Consider the following 18,425-nt stretch of genomic DNA (forward strand, 5'->3'; position numbering starts at 1 on the left):
TGGTGAGCATTTCAATTTGCAAAAAAACCTGAATTTTTCTATAGGTCAGAACCTCACGGCTCTGGCCTTGTTTTGTTGTTCCCGGAACAAAAATACCGGCGTATCTTTCCCGGTGTTCCTTGCTCCATATCGCTTAACCATGCTCGTTGTAACGGGAGCCGTATGTCGATACCACGCTTGAAGTCTTATCTTTCCATTTTTGCCACCGTGCTGGTGCTCGGTCAGGCGGTCACTGCTCAAGCAGTCGAATTGCCTGACTTCACCCAGCTGGTCGAGCAGGCCTCGCCCGCGGTGGTGAACATCAGCACCACGCAAAAGTTGCCGGACCGCAGGGTGTCCGACCAGATGCCCGACCTTGAAGGCTTGCCGCCAGCGCTGCGCGAGTTTTTCGAGCGGGGCATGCCGCAACCGCGCTCGCCTCGCGGTGATCGCCAGCGTGAAGCGCAGTCCCTGGGCTCGGGCTTTATCATCTCGCCTGACGGCTACATCCTGACCAACAACCACGTGATCGCCGATGCCGACGAAATTCTCGTTCGTCTCTCCGACCGCAGTGAGTTGAAAGCCAAGCTGATAGGCACCGACCCACGTTCCGACGTGGCGCTGCTGAAAATCGAAGGCAAGGATCTGCCAGTCCTGAAACTCGGTAAATCCCAGAACCTGAAGGCCGGCCAATGGGTCGTAGCGATCGGCTCGCCGTTCGGCTTCGACCACACCGTGACCCAGGGCATCGTCAGCGCTGTCGGTCGTAGCCTGCCGAACGAAAACTATGTGCCGTTCATCCAGACCGACGTACCCATCAACCCGGGTAACTCAGGTGGTCCACTGTTCAACCTGGCCGGTGAAGTGGTCGGGATCAATTCACAGATCTACACCCGTTCTGGCGGCTTCATGGGCGTGTCGTTCGCGATCCCTATCGATGTGGCAATGGACGTATCCAATCAGCTGAAAAGTGGCGGCAAAGTCAGCCGTGGCTGGTTGGGTGTCGTGATCCAGGAAGTGAACAAGGATCTGGCCGAGTCGTTCGGTCTTGAGAAGCCGGCCGGTGCGCTGGTAGCCCAGATCCAGGAAGATGGCCCGGCTGCCAAGGGTGATCTGCAAGTCGGCGACGTGATCTTGAGCATGAACGGTCAACCGATCGTCATGTCAGCCGATCTGCCGCACCTGGTGGGCGCTCTGAAAGAAGGCGCGAAGGCCAATCTTGAAGTGATTCGCGACGGCAAGCGCAAGAATGTCGAGCTGACGGTTGGTGCGATCCCTGACGAAGGTAAAGAGCTGGGCTCGAAACTCAAGTCAGGCGTTGAAACCAACAGCAATCGACTGGGTGTTGCTGTCGCTGATCTGACCGCTGAGCAGAAGAAAACCTACGACCTCAAAGGTGGTGTGGTGATCAAGGAGGTTCAGGACGGTCCTGCATCGCTCATCGGCTTGCAGCCAAATGATGTGATCACTCACCTGAACAACCAGGCAATCAACGATAGCAAGGAGTTCGCTGAAATCGCCAAGGCACTGCCGAAGAATCGTTCGGTGTCCATGCGGGTTCTGCGTCAAGGTCGTGCCAGCTTCATCACCTTCAAACTGGCTGAATAAACCGGTTGTCGGTTGAATGAAAAACCGCCTCGAAAGAGGCGGTTTTTTTGTGTCTGCGTTTTATGTTCCTGAAGCAGGTCAGCCCATCATGTCCTTGACCATACGTTCCTGCTCCATCAACTCACGTTGCCGGGCGTCGATACGCGACGACAACGGGAAGTTGGTGCCGGCCTTGCGCTTGGCAAAGTCCAGTTGCTGAATGGCCTGGCGATAGTCGCCAACCAGGGCGAAGTACTCCGCGCGAGCCTGATGCAGGCCGATGATGTTGCCCGACAGGCCGCGAGTCTCGGCCACCTGATACCACACGTCCGGATCGTCCGGGCGCGACTTGAGCAGGCCTTCGAGCGCCTTTTCAGCATCGGCGGCGCGGTTTTGTTTCAGCAACAGATCGACACGCACCTGGTTCAACGGATAGTTGCCAGGGTACTGAGTCAGCATCCGGTCAACCCGTGTTTGAGCATCGGGCAGACGATTGTTGGTGATATCAAGATCGACCTGCGCCAGGTTGTAGATGATCTCGTTCGGTGATTTGGCCAGCAGCAGCTTGAGGTTCTCGCGAGCTTCATTCAACTGGCCACCCTTGATCTGGGCGATTGCCAGGCCATAACGGGCGACGTCGTTTTTCGGGTTCTCGTCGAGCTGCGCGCGGAAGCGCTTGGCGCCCAAGCCTGGGGTTTCTTCATAGACCAGCTGAACGCGTGCACGAATCAGCTGATACCGCATGGTGTCTTCGACGCCGCCCGCTTTGGCCTGTTCGGCGCGGTTGCGTGTGTCGGCGATCCGCGATTCGGTCACTGGGTGAGTCAGCAGGAATTCTGGCGGCTTGGCGTCGAAGCGGTATTGACGCATCAACCGCTCGAACATGGTCGGCATTGACCGCGGGTCGTAACCGGCCTTTTCCAGATTGAGGATACCGATGCGGTCGGCTTCCTGTTCGTTCTGGCGCGAGAAACGTCGTTGTTCCTGAATCGCCGCCGCCTGAGTGCCCGCAATCGCCGCAATCCCGGCGTCACCGGCACCGGCAGCTGCAATGACGATACCGGCCAGCAGAGCTGCCATCATCGGCACTTGCATGCGCTGTTGGGCTTCAACGCCTCGGGCAAAGTGGCGTTGCGACAAGTGAGCCAATTCGTGCGCCAGTACTGAAGCGTATTCGCCCTCAGTCTGCGCATTGAGGAACAGACCGCCGTTGACCCCGACAATCCCACCCGGCGCCGCAAAGGCGTTGAGCTGCGGGCTGTTGATCAGGATGAACTCTAGGCGCCGGTCATTGACCTGGCTGGTTTCCACCAGGCGGTAAACGCTGGATTCGACGTAATCCTTGAGCTGCGGATCGTTGAGCTGCGAGACCTGGCTGCGCAACAGTGCCAGCCACGCACGGCCCAGTTGGTATTCCTGTTGCGGCGAGACAATGGCAGAACTGGCGTCGCCGAGTGACGGCAGGTCGTCGGCGAAGCCCGGTGAGGCGAGCAGGCAAGCGAGCGTCAGCAGGGTAGGGCGCAAAAAAGTCATGCACAAAGCCTTAGTCGACAAAGACCTTACTGTAGCCGGACACTTGGCTTGGGACCAGATATTCTAGGCAGCACTACCACCTGACCCGGAGCGATGTAATGACCGACGCTGTAGCCCATGACGCCGAACTGGACGCCAGTGGCCTGAATTGCCCCTTGCCGTTGCTCAAGGCCAAGCTGGAGCTGAATCGACTGGCCAGTGGCGCGGTGCTCAAGGTCATCGCCACCGATGCGGGTTCCCAGCGCGACTTCCGCACCTTTGCCCGATTGGCCGGTCATGTGCTGCTTCGCGAAGAAGATGAGGCGGGTGTTTACCGCTACTGGTTGAAAAAAGCCTGAAACCTGCTGCGTTCATTTCTAAGGATTTTTGATGTTCAAGGTGTTACGCGACTGGATTCAGCGCTACTTTTCCGATGAAGAAGCCGTGGTGCTGGCCGTGCTGCTGTTTCTGGCCTTTACCGCCGTGCTCACGTTGGGCGGCATGCTTGCGCCGGTGCTGGCCGGGATGGTGCTGGCGTATCTGATGCAAGGCCTGGTTGTCACCCTCGAACGCCTGCGCATGCCCGGTGGGGTGGCGGTAGGGCTGGTCTTCGCCTTGTTCATGGGCGTTTTGCTGGTGTTCATTATTGTCGTGGTGCCGTTGCTCTGGCATCAGTTGATCACGCTGTTCAATGAACTACCCGGCATGCTCGCCAAGTGGCAGTCGCTGCTGTTGCTGCTGCCCGAACGCTATCCGCATCTGGTATCGGACGAGCAGGTGCTGCAGGCCATCGAGGTGGCGCGGGGCGAGATCGGCAAGTTTGGCCAGTGGGCGCTGACGTTCTCGCTGTCGAGCCTGCCGTTGCTGGTGAACATCATGATCTACCTCGTACTGGTACCGATCCTGGTGTTCTTCTTCCTCAAGGACCGGGAAATGATCGGCCAGTGGGTGCGCGGCTACCTGCCGCGTGAACGGGCATTGATCACCCGTGTAGCCCATGAAATGAACCGGCAGATTGCCAACTACATTCGCGGCAAGGTCATTGAGATTTTCATTTGTGGCGGTGTGACCTACATCGGTTTTGTCGTGCTGGGGCTCAACTACGCAGCGCTGCTGGCGTTGCTGGTGGGGGTGTCGGTGGTGGTGCCTTACGTCGGCGCAGTGGTGGTGACGGTGCCAGTCATGCTGATTGCGCTGTTCCAATGGGGCTGGAGCGATCAGTTCATTTACCTGATGGCGGTCTACGGGATTATCCAGACGCTGGACGGGAATGTGCTGGTGCCGCTGCTGTTTTCGGAGGCGGTGAATTTGCATCCGGTGGCGATTATCTGTGCGGTGCTGTTGTTTGGCGGCTTGTGGGGATTTTGGGGGGTGTTCTTTGCGATTCCGCTGGCGACGCTATTTAAAGCTGTGCTGGATGCCTGGCCGAGGAAGGAGGCGGTGGTGGCGCCGTTGCTTTAACGGATAACCCTGATTTTTTCAGTGAGGCTGAGGGCCTCTTCGCGAGCAAGCCCGCTCCCACAGGATCACCTAAATCCTGTGGGAGCGGGCTTGCTCGCGAAGGCATCAGAGCGGACGCCGATAAATTCAGGCCTTGTTCAACGCCTGTGCAGCCGCCAACACTGTATCCACATGCCCCGGCACCTTCACACCGCGCCATTCCTGACGCAGCACGCCATCCTTATCAATCAGGAACGTGCTGCGATCAACGCCCATGTATTCCTTGCCATACAGCTTCTTCAGCTTGATCACATCAAACAACTGGCACAGCGCTTCTTCCTTGTCGCTGATCAGCTCGAAGGTGAACGCTTGCTTGGCCTTGAAGTTCTCGTGGGATTTCAGGCTGTCGCGTGAAACGCCAAACACTTCAGTGTTGGCCGCTTTAAAGGCATCAAGCTGATCGCGAAAACCCTGGCCCTGAGTGGTGCAGCCCGGCGTGCTGTCCTTCGGATAGAAGTAGATCACCACTTGCTTGCCTTTAAGGCCCGCGAGGCTGACGGTCTGTCCATTGGTGGCGGGTGCTTCGAAGTCGGCAACCGGTTGGTCGATGGCAACGGCCATGAAAGCTTCCTTACATTGGGTTTTGTGGGCGCCACGGTTCGATCAGTGCGTCCAGGTTCAGCGCGTCGGCGAAATCCAGGAACTGATCACGCAACCAGCTGATCTGCACGCCGGCCGGCAAAGTCACGGTAAACGTGGCGTTGAGCATGGTGCCGCCGGTTTGCGGCGCCTGATACGTGTCGCAGGTCAGGTTTTCCAGCTCGACGTTGTGGTCCATGAAGAACTGGCACAGCTCGTTGATGATGTCCGAACGATAGGCCGAACTGACATAAGCGACGTAAGGCAAGGCCTGGGGACGATTCTCCAACGCCGCGCTGCGCACCACATTCACGGTGAATGCGTGCTTCTTGGCGAGGCCCGACAGGCTGCCTTCCAGGCGAGCCAGGGCGTCCCAGCTGCCGGAGATCTCGAGGATCAACGCGCTGCACTCGCCATGACGGGTCAGGCGAGAGGTGACCACGGCGCAGCGGTTTTCATGGCTGGCGCGGCACAGGACGTTAGTCAGCTCCATGGGGTTGGCGCCGAGGGCACTGATGACAAGGAATTGTTCGCGAACTGTGGGGGTGGACATGCAGCATTCCTAAAGCGATGAGCGGTCGATACTTTTACGGGCTTTTACTACCGGGGGCGAGCCTGCGGATGCGAATTCAGAAAACCCGGGCCGAAGGTTGCACCGTGCTCCATCAAGGCAGAAGCGAGGGGTGGCAACGCTGGATCGGGGCTTGTGATGCCGAAAATGGAGGCTGAAACCCGACGTGCGAGCTTATCAGTACCGATCAAAGTCTGAAGGGTAGCGAAAAGCAGCGCCAAGGGGAATGGCAGCAGCGCAGTACTTCGCTTGTACAAGCATCTTGGCGCCAGTACCATTACCGCTCTCTTTTTCCGGCAGGAGCGGTTGCATGATTGCGGGCAGTATGGTGGCACTGGTCACACCCATGGATGCACAAGGTCGTCTCGACTGGGACAGCCTGAGCAAACTGGTGGACTTTCACCTGCAGAACGGCACCCACGCGATCGTGGCCGTCGGCACTACAGGTGAATCGGCCACCCTTGACGTGAACGAGCACATCGAAGTGATTCGTTACGTGGTGAAGCAGGTGGCAGGGCGCATTCCGGTGATCGCCGGTACCGGCGCCAACTCGACACGCGAAGCGATCGAGCTGACCACCAATGCGAAGACCGCCGGCGCCGATGCTTGCCTGCTGGTTACGCCTTACTACAACAAGCCGACCCAGGAAGGCTTGTATCAGCACTTCAAGGCCATCGCCGAAGCCGTCGACATCCCGCAGATCCTGTACAACGTGCCAGGCCGTACCGCCTGCGACATGCTGACCGAAACAGTGATCCGCCTGTCGACCGTGAAAAACATCATCGGCATCAAGGAAGCCACCGGCGACCTGGCCCGTGCCAAAGCCATCATCGATGGCGTCAGCAAAGACTTTCTGGTGCTGTCCGGTGACGACGCCACCGCAGTTGAGCTGATCCTGCTCGGCGGCAAAGGCAACATCTCGGTCACCGCCAATGTCGCCCCGCGCGACATGAGCGACCTGTGCAACGCTGCCCTGAAAGGCGACGCCGTCACGGCCCGCGCGATTCACGAAAAGCTGATGCCGCTCAATAAAACCCTGTTTATCGAATCCAACCCTATCCCCGTGAAATGGGCGCTGCATGAAATGGGCTTGATGCCGGACGGTATCCGTCTGCCGCTCACCTGGCTCAGCGCTGCCTGTCACGAACCGCTGCGGCAGGCCATGCGCCAGTCCGGCGTACTGGTTTAATTGAGGAAGCACTACGCATGAAGCGATTGGCCGGACTTTCCGCACTTGCCTTGATTATCTCCAGCACCAGTGGCTGTGGATGGGTCTGGGGCCCGGAAGGTTATTTCCGTGACCGTGGTAGCGATTACCTGGAAGCGCAACAGACTGCACCTATGCAATTGCCAACGGATGTCAGCACCGCCAAACGTCTGGATCCGCTGCTGCCGATCCCGCGCAACGTGGCTGATGACACCGCCAAAGGCGAATACATCGTGCCGCGTCCGCAGCCACTGTCGGCATCGGCTGACGCCAGCGCCTACTCGCTGCAGAAGAGCGGTGATTCGCGTTCGATCCTGGCCCAGAATCCACCCGCCGAAGCCTGGCCAGTGGCTGTACAGTTCTTCCAGGACAACGGTTTCCGTCTGGACGAACAGAAGCCGCAAACCGGTGAATTCACCACCACCTGGCAGCGTTCCGACGAACTGTCGGCAGCGATGGCCAAGCGCCTGAGCGCCGCCGGCGTCAGCACCGACAGCGAAACCCGCGTTCGAGTGCGTATCGAGCCGGGCGTTCAGCGCAACACCAGCGAAATCTACGTGGTCAGCGCCGAGCGTCCTGCCGGCAGCACGGCCGACGTGGCCTTCACCAACCGTTCGGTCAACACTGGCCTGGACGCAGCACTGGTCGACGACATGCTCGCGAGCATGAGCCGCATCTCGGAGAAGGGCGGTTCGGTTTCCATGCTGGCTTCGCGTGATTTCGATACGCCGAGTCGTGTCAGCCTCAGCGAAGACGGTAGCGGCAACCCGGTTCTGAACGTCGGCAATGACCTGGATCGTGCCTGGTCGAGCGTCGGTCGTGCGCTGGAACAGGGCGAATGGCGCGTTGAAGACATCAACCGCAGCCTGGGCCTGTACTACATCAACCTCTCCGAAAAAGCCGAGAAGAAAGACGAGAAGCCTGGCTTCCTCAGCAGCCTGTTCGGCAGCGCGCCGAGCAAGGAAGAAGTTGAAGCCCGTGCCGAGCGTTATCAGGTTCGCCTGAGCAAGGTAGGCGACAACGTCCAGGTCACCGTCGAGAAAAACATCAACACCGTGGCGCCGGCAGAAGTGGCGCGCAAAGTGTTGAGCGTGATTCAGGACAACCTGGGCTGATCACATGCGTTTTGCCGTTCTCGGCAGCGGTAGCCAAGGGAACGGCACGCTGATAGCCAGCGCTGACACGTATGTGCTGGTGGATTGTGGTTTCTCCCTGCGGGAAACCGAAAAACGCCTGCTGCGCCTGGGTGTGAACCCTGCGCAGCTGAGCGCGATACTCGTGACCCACGAACATGCCGACCACGTGCATGGCGTGGGTTTGCTGTCTCGGCGCTACAATCTGCCTGTCTACCTCAGTCGCGGGACCCTGCGCGGGATGCGCAAACCGATTGAACCGGCTGGCCTTCTGGCTGGCGGCGAGCAACTGCAGATCGGCGCACTGAGCATCGGCGTCATTGCTGTGGCCCACGATGCACAGGAACCGACGCAGTACGTCTTCAGCGACGGTGAGCGGCGCTTCGGCCTGCTGACCGACTTGGGCTCGTATTGCAACAAGGTGCTGGACGGCTATCGGGACCTCGATGCGTTGATGATCGAGTCCAACCATTGCCGTGACATGCTGGCTCGCGGTCACTACCCGTACTTCCTGAAGCAGCGGGTGGGTGGTGAATTGGGACATTTGAACAACCACCAGGCGGCATTCCTGGTGTCTGAGTTGGGCTGGCAAGGCCTGCAACACCTGGTCCTGGCCCATCTGAGCAGCAAGAACAACCTGCCGCAGCTGGCCCGGCAATGTTTTGTCGACACCCTCGGGTGCGACCCGGACTGGCTGCAACTGGCCGATCAAGATTCAGGGCTCGACTGGCGACACATCGCCTAGCCCACCTACTTAGCAAGCGGAGCCCATCATGGAAAAACGTGAAGAACTCTACCGCGGCAAAGCCAAATCGGTTTTCAAGACCGACGACGCTGACCGCTTGATCCTGCTGTTTCGCAACGACACCTCGGCGTTCGACGGCAAGCGCATCGAGCAGCTCGACCGCAAAGGCATGGTGAACAACAAGTTCAACGCCTTCATCATGCAGAAACTCGAAGCCGCCGGCGTGCCGACCCAGTTCGACAAACTGCTGGGCGACAACGAATGCCTGGTGAAAAAACTCGACATGATCCCGGTCGAGTGCGTCGTGCGTAACTACGCCGCCGGCAGCCTGGTCAAGCGCCTGGGCGTCGAAGAAGGCATGAAGCTCAATCCTTACACCTTCGAACTGTTCCTGAAGGACGACGCCAAGGGCGACCCGTTCATCAACGAATCCCACGTCGTGGCGTTCGGTTGGGGCACCGCCGAGCAACTGGTTCGCATGAAAGAACTGTCGCTCAAGGTCAACGAGGTCCTGAGCAAACTGTTTGACGACGCCGGCCTGCTGCTGGTCGACTTCAAACTCGAATTCGGCGTGTTCTCCGACGGTTCCATCGTCCTGGGCGACGAATTCAGCCCGGACGGCTGCCGCCTGTGGGACAAGGCCACCGGCAAGAAAATGGACAAAGACCGCTTCCGTCAGGGCCTCGGTGACGTCATCGAAGCCTACGAAGAAGTCGCCAATCGTCTGGGCGTACCGCTTTAATCGACGCAAGCATCTGATAGCACGGAAAAATTTCGCTTAGGGGGTTCGCTTCCGGCGAAAGTGTTGTTATGATGCGCGCCGTTGGAGAGATGCCAGAGTGGCCGAATGGGACGGATTCGAAATCCGTTGTACCTTCACCGGTACCTAGGGTTCGAATCCCTATCTCTCCGCCATTACATAGAAAAAGCCCCGTAGCTGAAAAGTTACGGGGCTTTTTTGTTTCTGGTGTCTCCGTTTTTATCTCGACGAGCGGTCAGGGCCGCGCAGATGGATCTGGAAAACACAGCGCATCCCAGTCATTAGCTATCATGCAATAAAACGCTAAATCACCGGATAGCAGGGGGACGCATGAACAGATGGCGGCGGCTTTGGTTGATTATCAAGCTGATAGCAGCCCTGGCGGCCTGCGTGGCCGTCGCTGTTCAGGCTTTTTTCTACATGCTGGAAAGCTCCGACGCCGTGAAAATCCACCCATTGAGCATTCTGGTTGTCGGGCTGATTTTTGGCTTCATTACTTTTGGACTTCTCTCATTGATTGAAAGGGGTGTGTTGCGACTGGTGGCCCCGATCATTTCCAGACCTCAAGCAGAACCTGAAGGCGATGCCGGTGCAATGCCGGAACGGCCACTGACCTTTTCAACCGAAGACCCCACTCATCAGAGAAACCTGTGACCTTGCGCTGGCAGCTTTCGCAAGAGCCCCGTGGACGGATCTCACAGGTGTAATTCCGGGCTGACACAAACAAGAGAATCGTCCTACTTCGCACGCGGATACGTCCGAGATTGATCGAAGGTATATTCGTTTTTCAGCGAAGGCATCCGTAATGACTTCGTGGTCGAGCAGGTGGCTGGACGTTACGCACCATCTTCTGGTTGATCGGTTAATCGATGATTTATTCCCTCAAGGAGGAGGTAGCGATGCACAGCAGCAGTGAAGATGGTTTTCAGAGTGATGATCAGACCGGGGGGGCACGAGGCAAGCCAATGCCTGGGGATCTTCATCTGGATACCGGGCGGTTGGCCAACATTTTCAAAGCGCGAATAAAGAATACCGGGTGCCCGTTCTGTGAGCATGATGAGTGGGAGTTACCACTCCAGGCCGGGGCGACGGGTGTAGGGTTGCCTTGGGCGTGTGGCAAAGAGTATTTACGCTCCGGCACGCCGGCGGTGATGCTTAATTGCAAGTACTGCGGATTTATTCGCCTGCATTCGCTCAATGTGCTGGCAGATATCGTCGTCGAAGACAGCAGCAAAACCGTAGCGCTGGAGGTCTGCGATGAGTGAACCTTTTGTGCTGGTAAACCTTGATGAGCATTACCCCGACCGCTTCCCGAGCAACAAAAGAAGTGGCACTGACGAGAATGGACGAAGACCACCAGGTCCTCCAGGAGAAAACCCATTGGAACCGCGAGTATCTAAACTTGAGACGCATATCGAATACGTCCGGCGTGACATTGGTGACCTTCGCGTGGAGTTTCGTGAGCACCGTCAAGAGGCTCGAACGGATTTTCGGGAGCACCGCAAAGAAGCTCGAACGGATTTTCGTTTACTGTTCGGCGCGTTGATCACCACGGCGCTGGGCTTGGCAGCCATGATGGGAAAAGGGTTCGGTTGGTTGTAAATGAGCGAGTAAAAAGAAAAACCGGCTAAACGCCGGTTTTTTCGTGCAATTTGCCGACACCCTGATTTTGTCTCCGCTCTGAGGTCGCCAGCCCCTCAAAACGAAGGCGGCGTAATCACCCAGATCACCACCGCATCCACCTTCCCAGGGTTCCCATACCGATGCGGCTCCTGGCTCGAAAAGCTGAAACTGTCCCCCTCCCTCAGCTGGAAGTGCCGCTCCCCCACCCAAAGCTCAAAATTCCCCGACAGCAAATACCCGGCCTCTTCCCCTTCATGGCTGTAACTCTGCTGACTGTAAGTCCCGGGCGGAAACCGTGAATGCAGCATCTCCAACTGCCGATTCGGCTGCGGCGTCAGCAACTGATCCACAATCCCATCCTCATAATGCACGCTCATCCGAGTGTTCTTGCGCACCACAACGCCATTATCTTCAGGCGCCGTATTGCCCTCGCTGGCAAAGAACCATTGAATGGTCACTCCCAAACTACGAGCGATATTGAACAGCGCAGGAATAGAGGGATAGGCCAGATTCCTTTCCAGCTGGCTGATATACCCCGCCGTCAGCTCGCTCATCTGCGCCAGCTCCGCCAAGGTCATGCCACGACGTTTACGCAACCCACGAATTCGTGTGCCGAGAAAATGCGGTTCTGCCGTGGCGCTGTCCTGTGTGGGCGCGCTGCTGGCAGGCGGCATCTTGCTGCTGTTGCTCATGGCGTGCTCCAAACCGGGGTGTGTAAAAGCCCCGGAGTATAAACAGCCTTAAAGCTCCCAGGCGACTTTCAAACCCTCGTAGATGGCTTCTTCGGCGGTGCGAGGCGCGAGGCAATCGCCGATGCGACGGAATTCCACCAGGCCTTGCAGCTCGGCGCCGAGGGTATCGACGGGTTGATGGCCCTGGCAGAGCACCAGAGTGTCGATGTTTTCGAAGAGCATCGGTTCGCCGCTGGCGGTGTGTTGCAGGTAGACGGTGTTGTCGTCGCAGCCGTACAGGCGGGCGTAGGGGGTGATCGGGATGCCGAGTTTGTGCAGTTCGCCGGCCAGTTGATCGCGCACATACAGCGGCAGGTTTTCCCCGCAATGGGTGCCGTTGACGGCGAGTTGCACCTGGTGCCCGGCGCGTACCAGTCGTTCGGCGATGCCGGGGCCGATCCAGTCGGCGCGCCAGTCGACGACCACCACGGAACGACCGATTTGCACCTCCTCGCGCAGTACTTGCCAAGCGTCTACGACCTGCAATTCGCCGCCGCGCTCGAACTCCGGCCAATACGGTTCGGCGCCGGTAGCGACGATCACCATGTCCGGCCGTTCGCGTTCGACCAGCGCCCGGTCGACGCGGGTGTTGCGCACGACGCGCACCCCGGCCAGTTCCATTTCACGTTGCAGGTTGGTGCTGGCGCCGCCGAACTCGGCACGTCGAGGTAGCAATTGCGCCAGCAAGACCTGGCCGCCGAGTTGCGAGCTGGCTTCGTAGAGGGTCACGTCATGTCCACGCTGGGCGGCCACGGCGGCGGCTTTCATCCCGGCCGGTCCGCCGCCGGCGATCATGATGCGTTTGCGTTGGGCGGCTGGTTGCCGCTGGCCGAAGATCAGTTCGCGACCGGTTTCCGGGTGCTGGATGCAGGAAATCGGCAGGCCTTTGTGGAAGTGGCCGATGCACGCCTGGTTGCAGGCGATGCAGGCGCGCACGTCTTCGACGTGGCCGGTGTCGGTTTTGTTGGGCATTTGCGGGTCGCAGATCAGGGCGCGGGTCATGCCGCAGACATCGGCCTGGCCGCGGGCAAGAATCAGTTCGGCTTCTTGCGGCTGGTTGATGCGCCCGGTGACGAACAGCGGAATCGACAACCCGGCCTTGAACGTTCCAGCTTCCTTGGCCAGATAAGCGGCTTCGATCGCCATCGGCGGCACGATGTGCACAGCGCCGCCTAAAGACGCCGAGGTGCCGGCGACGATGTGCACGTAATCCAGAATCGGTTGCAGCGATTGTACGGCGGCCAGGGATTCATCCTCGGTCAGCCCTTCGGGATCGCGTTCGTCGGCGGAAATGCGCAGGCCGACGATGAAGTGCTCATCAGTGTTGGCGCGCACCGCAGCGATCACTTCACGCAGGAAACGCAGGCGCTGTTCCAGCTCGCCGTTGTAGTCATCGGTGCGACGGTTGACCCGTGGGTTGATGAATTGCGCCGGCAGGTAGCCATGGCTGGCGACCACTTCCACACCGTCGATTCCGGCCTGATAAAGGCGTCGGGCAGCGGCGCCGTAACCGGCGACGATCTCGTCGATCATCGCTTGGTCCAGCGCACGCGGCATCACCCGAAACCGTTCGTTAGGCACCGCCGAAGGCGAGTAAGCGACAGCGAGCAAGCCATCGCTGGATTCCATGATTTCCCGACCCGGATGGAAGATCTGCGACAGCACCACGGTGCCATGCGCATGGCAACGCTCAGCGATCGTTCGATAGCCCTCGATGCAAGCGTCGTCGGTGGCCATCAGCACGTGCGAGGTGTACCGCGCGCTGTCATGTACTCCGGCCACTTGCAAGACAATCAGCCCGACGCCACCTTCGGCTCGTGCAGTGTGGTAAGCGATCAGTTGCTCGTTGACCAGGTTTTCGGTGGGCATCGAGGTGTCGTGACCGCTGGACATGATGCGGTTTTTCAGGCGTTTGCCACGCAGTTGCAAGGGTTCGAACAGGTGCGCGAAGGCAGGGGAATCGGTCGACATGGTGCGATTACTCCAGGCAGGCTGAAGCCGAAAGGCCGGTTTTCGGCATTATTATTTTTCTATAAGAATTTACCTCTAGTAAAAAATCAAATAATTTTTTTACTGGCGTCCTCAAGCGATTCCTCTCTGCATGACTCCCGGGGGACGAGCCTGGGAATGCACGGCAGGGCCTTTGTTTTTTATGTGTCGGCAACGTTACATGCTGTTACTCGGCTTACAAATGATCGTCAATTCTATACATTTCAATGCTGTTATTTACGGATTGGCTCTGACTACCATTGGGTTGTACAGGCGTTGCATAAAACAATAATAAACAAGTCCTGAGGCCATCAATGAAGAAGCGTTCCCTGTTGGGTATGTTTGTAGTTTCAATGTCAGCAAGTTCGCTGGAAGCGCAGGCTGCCGATCCTCAAGAAGGCTTTGTCGAGGGTGGGGCAGCCAAAGTACTGGCACGCAATATGTACTTCAATCGAAATTCACTGTCCGATTATCCCGATGCGCGAGGTTGGGGGCAGGGCTTTTTGATGGACTATCAATCCGGTTTTACACAAGGTGAAATCGGATTCGGTATCGATGCAAGTGCCTATACCGCCTACAAACTGGATGGTGGCCGTGGCACGGTGGGGACGGGAATGTTTCCTGCCGAGGGTGAGGGTGAGGGTGAAAGAACAGAGTCATCGACACTCAATGGTTCTGTAAAAATGAAATGGTCAAACACAGTTATCAAGTATGGCGATTTGCGTCCCTATAACCCTGTTTTTGCAACACCCGATTTGCGCCTCATGCCGATGACGACCAGAGGCATTCAGTTGTTAAGCGATGATATCGACAAAGTCAGCATCGATATTGGGCACTTCTATTCCTCCAGGGGTTATACAAGCACGAACCATGACGGTGGTTTCAAGGCCGGTTACGCTGGCGTAGATAGCGGCGATGTCGATTATGCCGGTTTGACCTACCAACCCGTCGAGGAGGGTGGTGTCGGCTTTTATGTGTCTCGTGCGGAAGACTTGTGGCGCCAGTATTACTTCAACGCCAACTACAGCTTTGCTCTGCCCCATGAACAAACACTCGGCTTCGACTTCAATCTTTATCGTTCGCTGGATCAAGGGCAGGCCAATGCCGGTGATATAAATGTCACCGCGTGGTCCTTGGCGACGGCCTATGGGAATGGCCCACACACCGTTACGCTGAGTTATCAAAAAGTGCATGGCAGTGAACCGTTTGATTATTTGATGTCGTCAGACGGCACTTACATGGACTCGATCTATTTGGCGAACTCTTCGCAGTATGGAGACTTCAACGGTCCCGGTGAACAGTCAGTCGGAATTGGCTACGAATATGATTTTGGCTCGACTGGCTATTTACGAACAACGCTGGGGCTTCGGTATATCTATGGGTTTGATATCGACAATGAAAAAGTCGATCCGGACGGGCTGTATGCTTATTTTGCTCACGCGGATAAACAGATCGAACGTGATGTGGATATAAAAACCGTTGTCGAAAGTGGCGCCCTGAAAGATCTGTCCGTGCGAGTGCGTTACGCCGAACACGCCTTTACCGGTGACAGTGTGAAACAACTGCGGATTATCACCGAATACCCGCTCGATCTCTTCTGAGTCGTTTGCCCTGCGTCCAAAACAAGAGGTTCTACATGAAAAACTTTCCAATAAAGTGTGTGGCATTGGCTATTGCGCTGTCGTCGATGGCGTTGTCCGCACAAGCCGGCACGGTGTACATCCATGCCGGCCGCCTAGTGGATGTCGAGCGTGGCAAGGTGCTGACCGATCAACGCATCAAAATTGACGGTGAGCGCATCGTTGCCGTGGAACCGTGGAGTCCTCCACCGGCTGATAGCAAAGTGATTGATTGGTCCGCCAAGACGGTCCTGCCGGGTCTGATCGATATGCACACGCATATCTCCGACTGGGACATGACCAACAACGTGGCTGAGCCGCTCTTGCATTCCCCTCAGGATGTTGCGCTCATGGGCGCGAAACACGCCTATCAAACGTTGCGTGCGGGTTTTACAACCGTGCATGACCTGGGCACTTATCGAGCCTTCACCGACGTCGCACTGCGTGATGCAATCAACGCGAATCGGGTGCTGGGGCCACGGATGAACGTCGTCGGGGCTTACATCACCGTCGCGGGCGGTGGTGGCGAAGTGACCGGATTTGCCCCGGGCGTGGAGATTCCGGCGGATATGCGCGTCGGCGTTTACCGTGATGCCAATGACGCCAAGTTGAAGACCCGTTATCTGTTCCAGCACGGCGTCGATACCATCAAGATGATGGGCACCGGTTCCGTACTGGCCGAAGGTACCGAGCCGGGCCAAATGGAAATGACCGAAGAAGAAATGCGCGCCGTCGTACAGGAGGCCAAGGTTCATAAAAGCTATGCCACCGTTCATGCCCATGGTGCAGAAGGCATCAAGACCGCTATCCGCGCAGGTGTCAGATCCGTTGAACATGCCTCGCTACTGGATGATGAGGGCATCAAGTTGGCGAAAGACAACGGCACTTATCTGGTGATGGATATTTACAACGGTGACTACATCGATGAAGTGGGGCGCAAGGAAAACTGGCCTGAAAGTTACTTGCGCAAGAACACTGAAACAACCGACGTACAGCGCCAGGCATTTCGTAAAGCGGTCAAGGCTGGGGTGAAAATCGCCTACGGCACCGATGCGGGCGTTTATCCGATCGGCACCAATGCCAAACAGTTTGCCTACATGGTGAAGTACGGCATGACCCCGATGCAGGCCATCCAGTCCGCGACGGTCGTTGCCGCTGACCTGCTCAATTGGCAGGCGGACGTCGGTGCCGTCAGTTCGGGTCGATTCGCTGACATGATCGCTGTCGACGGTGATCCGCTCGCAGACATCTCGATCCTTGAAAAAACACCGATCGTGATGAAGGGCGGTGCGATTGTTCCACCTGATGTACTGCCCGATATGTAAAAAGCTTCAACATCTGGAGTAGGCGAGGGTTGTTGCTGTACAGTCGTTCAGCTCGCGAACGGCTCATCCAGAGCTCAACCTTCGCCTCCAGGAACGCTGCCCCATGACTCAGGAAGTCCGATTTTCCAGAATGACGCCGGAGCTGCGCAAAACCAATCTCATCGAGGCCACGCTCGTGTGCCTCAAGCGCGACGGCTTCCAGGGCGCATCAATACGCAAGATTTCCGCCGAGGCCGGTGTCTCGGTCGGTCTGATCAGTCATCACTATTCCGGCAAGGACGAACTGGTCGCCGAGGCCTACCTGGCAGTGACCGGTCGGGTCATGGGGTTGCTGCGCGCCGCCATGGAACAGGCAGCCCCCAATGCCCGCGAGCGTCTGTCAGCGTTCTTCCGCGGCTCGTTTTCCGCTGAACTGCTGGACCCGCAACTGCTCGATGCCTGGCTGGCGTTCTGGGGCGCGGTCAAGACTGCGGAGGCGATCAACCTCGCGCACGAACAATCCTATGGCGAGTATCGCGGCATTTTGCGCAAGGTGCTGACCGAACTGGCGCATGAAGAGGGCTGGGAACACTTCGACGCCGATCTGGCGGCCATCAGCCTCAGTGCTCTGCTCGACGGGTTGTGGCTGGAGTCTGGACTCAACCCCGGAACATTTACCCCTGAGCAGGGCATGCAGATCTGCGAAGCCTGGGTTGATGGTTTACAGGCCGGTGGACGTCAGCGTTTCTGTTTACAGACGACGGGCTGTTGATCGATCGTTCAGCAATGGATACTCTCAGGCGTCGGTGCAGGAAAAAACTCTAATAAGAAACACGCCTACGGGCACACGCAGGACACCATGCGATGACTCCTCGAGTATTGATCGTCGACGACGATCCGTTGATTCGCGAACTGCTGCAGGCTTACTTGAGCCAGGAAGGTTATGAGGTGCATTGCGCCGCGACCGCGGAGCTGGCCGAAACCTTTCTGGCGACCCAGACGGTCGATCTGGTGATGCTCGATATCCGCTTGCCCGGCAAGGACGGCCTGACCCTGACCCGGGAGCTGCGGGTCCGTTCGGAAGTCGGGATCATTCTGATCACCGGGCGCAACGATGAAATCGACCGCATCGTCGGCCTAGAGTGCGGCGCCGATGATTACGTGATCAAACCGCTCAATCCACGTGAACTGGTGTCCCGGGCGAAGAACCTGATACGCCGGGTGCGTCATGCCCATACGCCTAAATCGGTTGCAGCCATTTCTCGACCGGTCAAACAGTTCGCCGCCTGGGGCCTGGACACGGATCGCCGACGGTTGATCGACAACAGCGGCAGCGAAACCCTGCTGACCCACGGCGAGTATCAATTGCTCAGCGTGTTCTTGCGCAACAGCGGTCACACCCTGAGCCGCGATCAGTTGATGGACCAGATTCGCAACCGCGAATGGGTGCCCAACGACCGCTCCATCGACGTGCTCGTCGGACGTCTGCGTCGCAAGTTGCACGATGACCCGGCCGAGCCGCAATTGATCATCACCATCCACGGCGCCGGTTATCTGTTCACCGCCAGCGTGGCAGCCTGAACACG

At 57.8% G+C, this 18,425-nt stretch carries 19 protein-coding genes and 1 tRNA gene; 15 read left to right on the forward strand and 5 right to left on the reverse strand.

Annotated elements, in window-relative coordinates:
• Positions 1 to 168: 168 nt before the first annotated feature.
• On the forward strand, positions 169 to 1,587 hold the full coding sequence (locus ACA068_RS07870; protein WP_497310553.1) for a DegQ family serine endoprotease: 1,419 nt from the start codon (positions 169 to 171) through the stop codon (positions 1,585 to 1,587).
• A 78-nt stretch (positions 1,588 to 1,665) separates the two neighbouring features.
• On the opposite strand, the gene ACA068_RS07875 is transcribed toward ACA068_RS07870, so the two are convergent.
• Positions 1,666 to 3,099: a M48 family metalloprotease gene (locus tag ACA068_RS07875; protein ID WP_010462262.1), complete on the reverse strand. Its 1,434-nt coding sequence runs from the start codon at positions 3,097 to 3,099 to the stop codon at positions 1,666 to 1,668.
• A 98-nt stretch (positions 3,100 to 3,197) separates the two neighbouring features.
• On the opposite strand from ACA068_RS07875, the gene ACA068_RS07880 reads away from it, so the two are divergent.
• Together ACA068_RS07880 and ACA068_RS07885 are read left to right on the forward strand one after the other, a co-directional pair.
• Positions 3,198 to 3,437: a sulfurtransferase TusA family protein gene (locus tag ACA068_RS07880; protein WP_497308928.1), complete on the forward strand. Its 240-nt coding sequence runs from the start codon at positions 3,198 to 3,200 to the stop codon at positions 3,435 to 3,437.
• Between the two features lie 31 nt (positions 3,438 to 3,468).
• Positions 3,469 to 4,539 carry an AI-2E family transporter gene (locus ACA068_RS07885; RefSeq protein ID WP_497308930.1) on the forward strand — a complete coding sequence of 357 codons (1,071 nt, stop codon included), beginning with the start codon at positions 3,469 to 3,471 and terminating at the stop codon, positions 4,537 to 4,539.
• A gap of 126 nt (positions 4,540 to 4,665) precedes the next feature.
• Here the strand turns inward: ACA068_RS07885 and ACA068_RS07890 are convergent, their stop codons facing one another.
• Entirely contained in the window at positions 4,666 to 5,139 is a 474-nt protein-coding gene (locus ACA068_RS07890) for a peroxiredoxin (protein ID WP_497308932.1), read from the reverse strand.
• A 10-nt stretch (positions 5,140 to 5,149) separates the two neighbouring features.
• Positions 5,150 to 5,710, reverse strand: a complete 561-nt coding sequence (locus tag ACA068_RS07895) for a glycine cleavage system transcriptional repressor (RefSeq protein ID WP_109628402.1) — start codon at positions 5,708 to 5,710, stop codon at positions 5,150 to 5,152.
• 328 nt (positions 5,711 to 6,038) lie between these two features.
• Between ACA068_RS07895 and dapA the strand changes: the two genes are divergently transcribed.
• The 8 genes from dapA (at position 6,039) to ACA068_RS07935 (ending at position 11,175) form a co-directional block, all read left to right on the forward strand.
• Entirely contained in the window at positions 6,039 to 6,917 is an 879-nt protein-coding gene (gene dapA, locus ACA068_RS07900; protein ID WP_010462253.1) for a 4-hydroxy-tetrahydrodipicolinate synthase, read from the forward strand.
• A gap of 17 nt (positions 6,918 to 6,934) precedes the next feature.
• Positions 6,935 to 8,050, forward strand: coding sequence for an NlpB/DapX family lipoprotein (gene bamC / locus ACA068_RS07905; RefSeq protein ID WP_497308933.1), 1,116 nt, complete (start codon positions 6,935 to 6,937; stop codon positions 8,048 to 8,050).
• A gap of 4 nt (positions 8,051 to 8,054) precedes the next feature.
• A complete protein-coding gene (locus ACA068_RS07910) occupies positions 8,055 to 8,813 on the forward strand; it encodes an MBL fold metallo-hydrolase (RefSeq protein WP_008153089.1) in 759 nt (252 codons plus the stop codon).
• A gap of 28 nt (positions 8,814 to 8,841) precedes the next feature.
• On the forward strand, positions 8,842 to 9,555 hold the full coding sequence (gene purC, locus ACA068_RS07915) for a phosphoribosylaminoimidazolesuccinocarboxamide synthase (RefSeq protein ID WP_008034929.1): 714 nt from the start codon (positions 8,842 to 8,844) through the stop codon (positions 9,553 to 9,555).
• 83 nt (positions 9,556 to 9,638) lie between these two features.
• Positions 9,639 to 9,728, forward strand: a tRNA-Ser gene (locus ACA068_RS07920).
• A gap of 175 nt (positions 9,729 to 9,903) precedes the next feature.
• Complete coding sequence (locus ACA068_RS07925; protein ID WP_497308935.1) at positions 9,904 to 10,227, forward strand: hypothetical protein; 324 nt, start codon at positions 9,904 to 9,906, stop codon at positions 10,225 to 10,227.
• Between the two features lie 245 nt (positions 10,228 to 10,472).
• A complete protein-coding gene (locus ACA068_RS07930) occupies positions 10,473 to 10,838 on the forward strand; it encodes a hypothetical protein (protein WP_497308937.1) in 366 nt (121 codons plus the stop codon).
• A complete protein-coding gene (locus ACA068_RS07935; protein WP_497308939.1) occupies positions 10,831 to 11,175 on the forward strand; it encodes a hypothetical protein in 345 nt (114 codons plus the stop codon). Before ACA068_RS07930 ends, ACA068_RS07935 begins: the two co-directional genes overlap by 8 nt.
• Positions 11,176 to 11,270: 95 nt before the next feature.
• Here the strand turns inward: ACA068_RS07935 and ACA068_RS07940 are convergent, their stop codons facing one another.
• Both ACA068_RS07940 and ACA068_RS07945 read right to left on the reverse strand, forming a co-directional pair.
• A complete protein-coding gene (locus ACA068_RS07940; RefSeq protein ID WP_497310554.1) occupies positions 11,271 to 11,870 on the reverse strand; it encodes a cupin domain-containing protein in 600 nt (199 codons plus the stop codon).
• 66 nt (positions 11,871 to 11,936) lie between these two features.
• Positions 11,937 to 13,898: an oxidoreductase gene (locus ACA068_RS07945; RefSeq protein ID WP_497308941.1), complete on the reverse strand. Its 1,962-nt coding sequence runs from the start codon at positions 13,896 to 13,898 to the stop codon at positions 11,937 to 11,939.
• A 332-nt stretch (positions 13,899 to 14,230) separates the two neighbouring features.
• On the opposite strand from ACA068_RS07945, the gene ACA068_RS07950 reads away from it, so the two are divergent.
• The 4 genes from ACA068_RS07950 (at position 14,231) to ACA068_RS07965 (ending at position 18,420) form a co-directional block, all read left to right on the forward strand.
• Positions 14,231 to 15,517, forward strand: coding sequence for an OprD family outer membrane porin (locus ACA068_RS07950; protein ID WP_497308943.1), 1,287 nt, complete (start codon positions 14,231 to 14,233; stop codon positions 15,515 to 15,517).
• 35 nt (positions 15,518 to 15,552) lie between these two features.
• A complete protein-coding gene (locus tag ACA068_RS07955; RefSeq protein ID WP_497308945.1) occupies positions 15,553 to 16,860 on the forward strand; it encodes a Xaa-Pro dipeptidase in 1,308 nt (435 codons plus the stop codon).
• 103 nt (positions 16,861 to 16,963) lie between these two features.
• A complete protein-coding gene (locus ACA068_RS07960) occupies positions 16,964 to 17,611 on the forward strand; it encodes a TetR family transcriptional regulator C-terminal domain-containing protein (RefSeq protein ID WP_497308947.1) in 648 nt (215 codons plus the stop codon).
• A 92-nt stretch (positions 17,612 to 17,703) separates the two neighbouring features.
• Positions 17,704 to 18,420, forward strand: coding sequence for a response regulator (locus tag ACA068_RS07965; protein ID WP_094468654.1), 717 nt, complete (start codon positions 17,704 to 17,706; stop codon positions 18,418 to 18,420).
• Positions 18,421 to 18,425 lie beyond the last annotated feature (5 nt).

The sequence above is a fragment of the Pseudomonas sp. LBUM1660 genome (assembly GCF_059695935.1).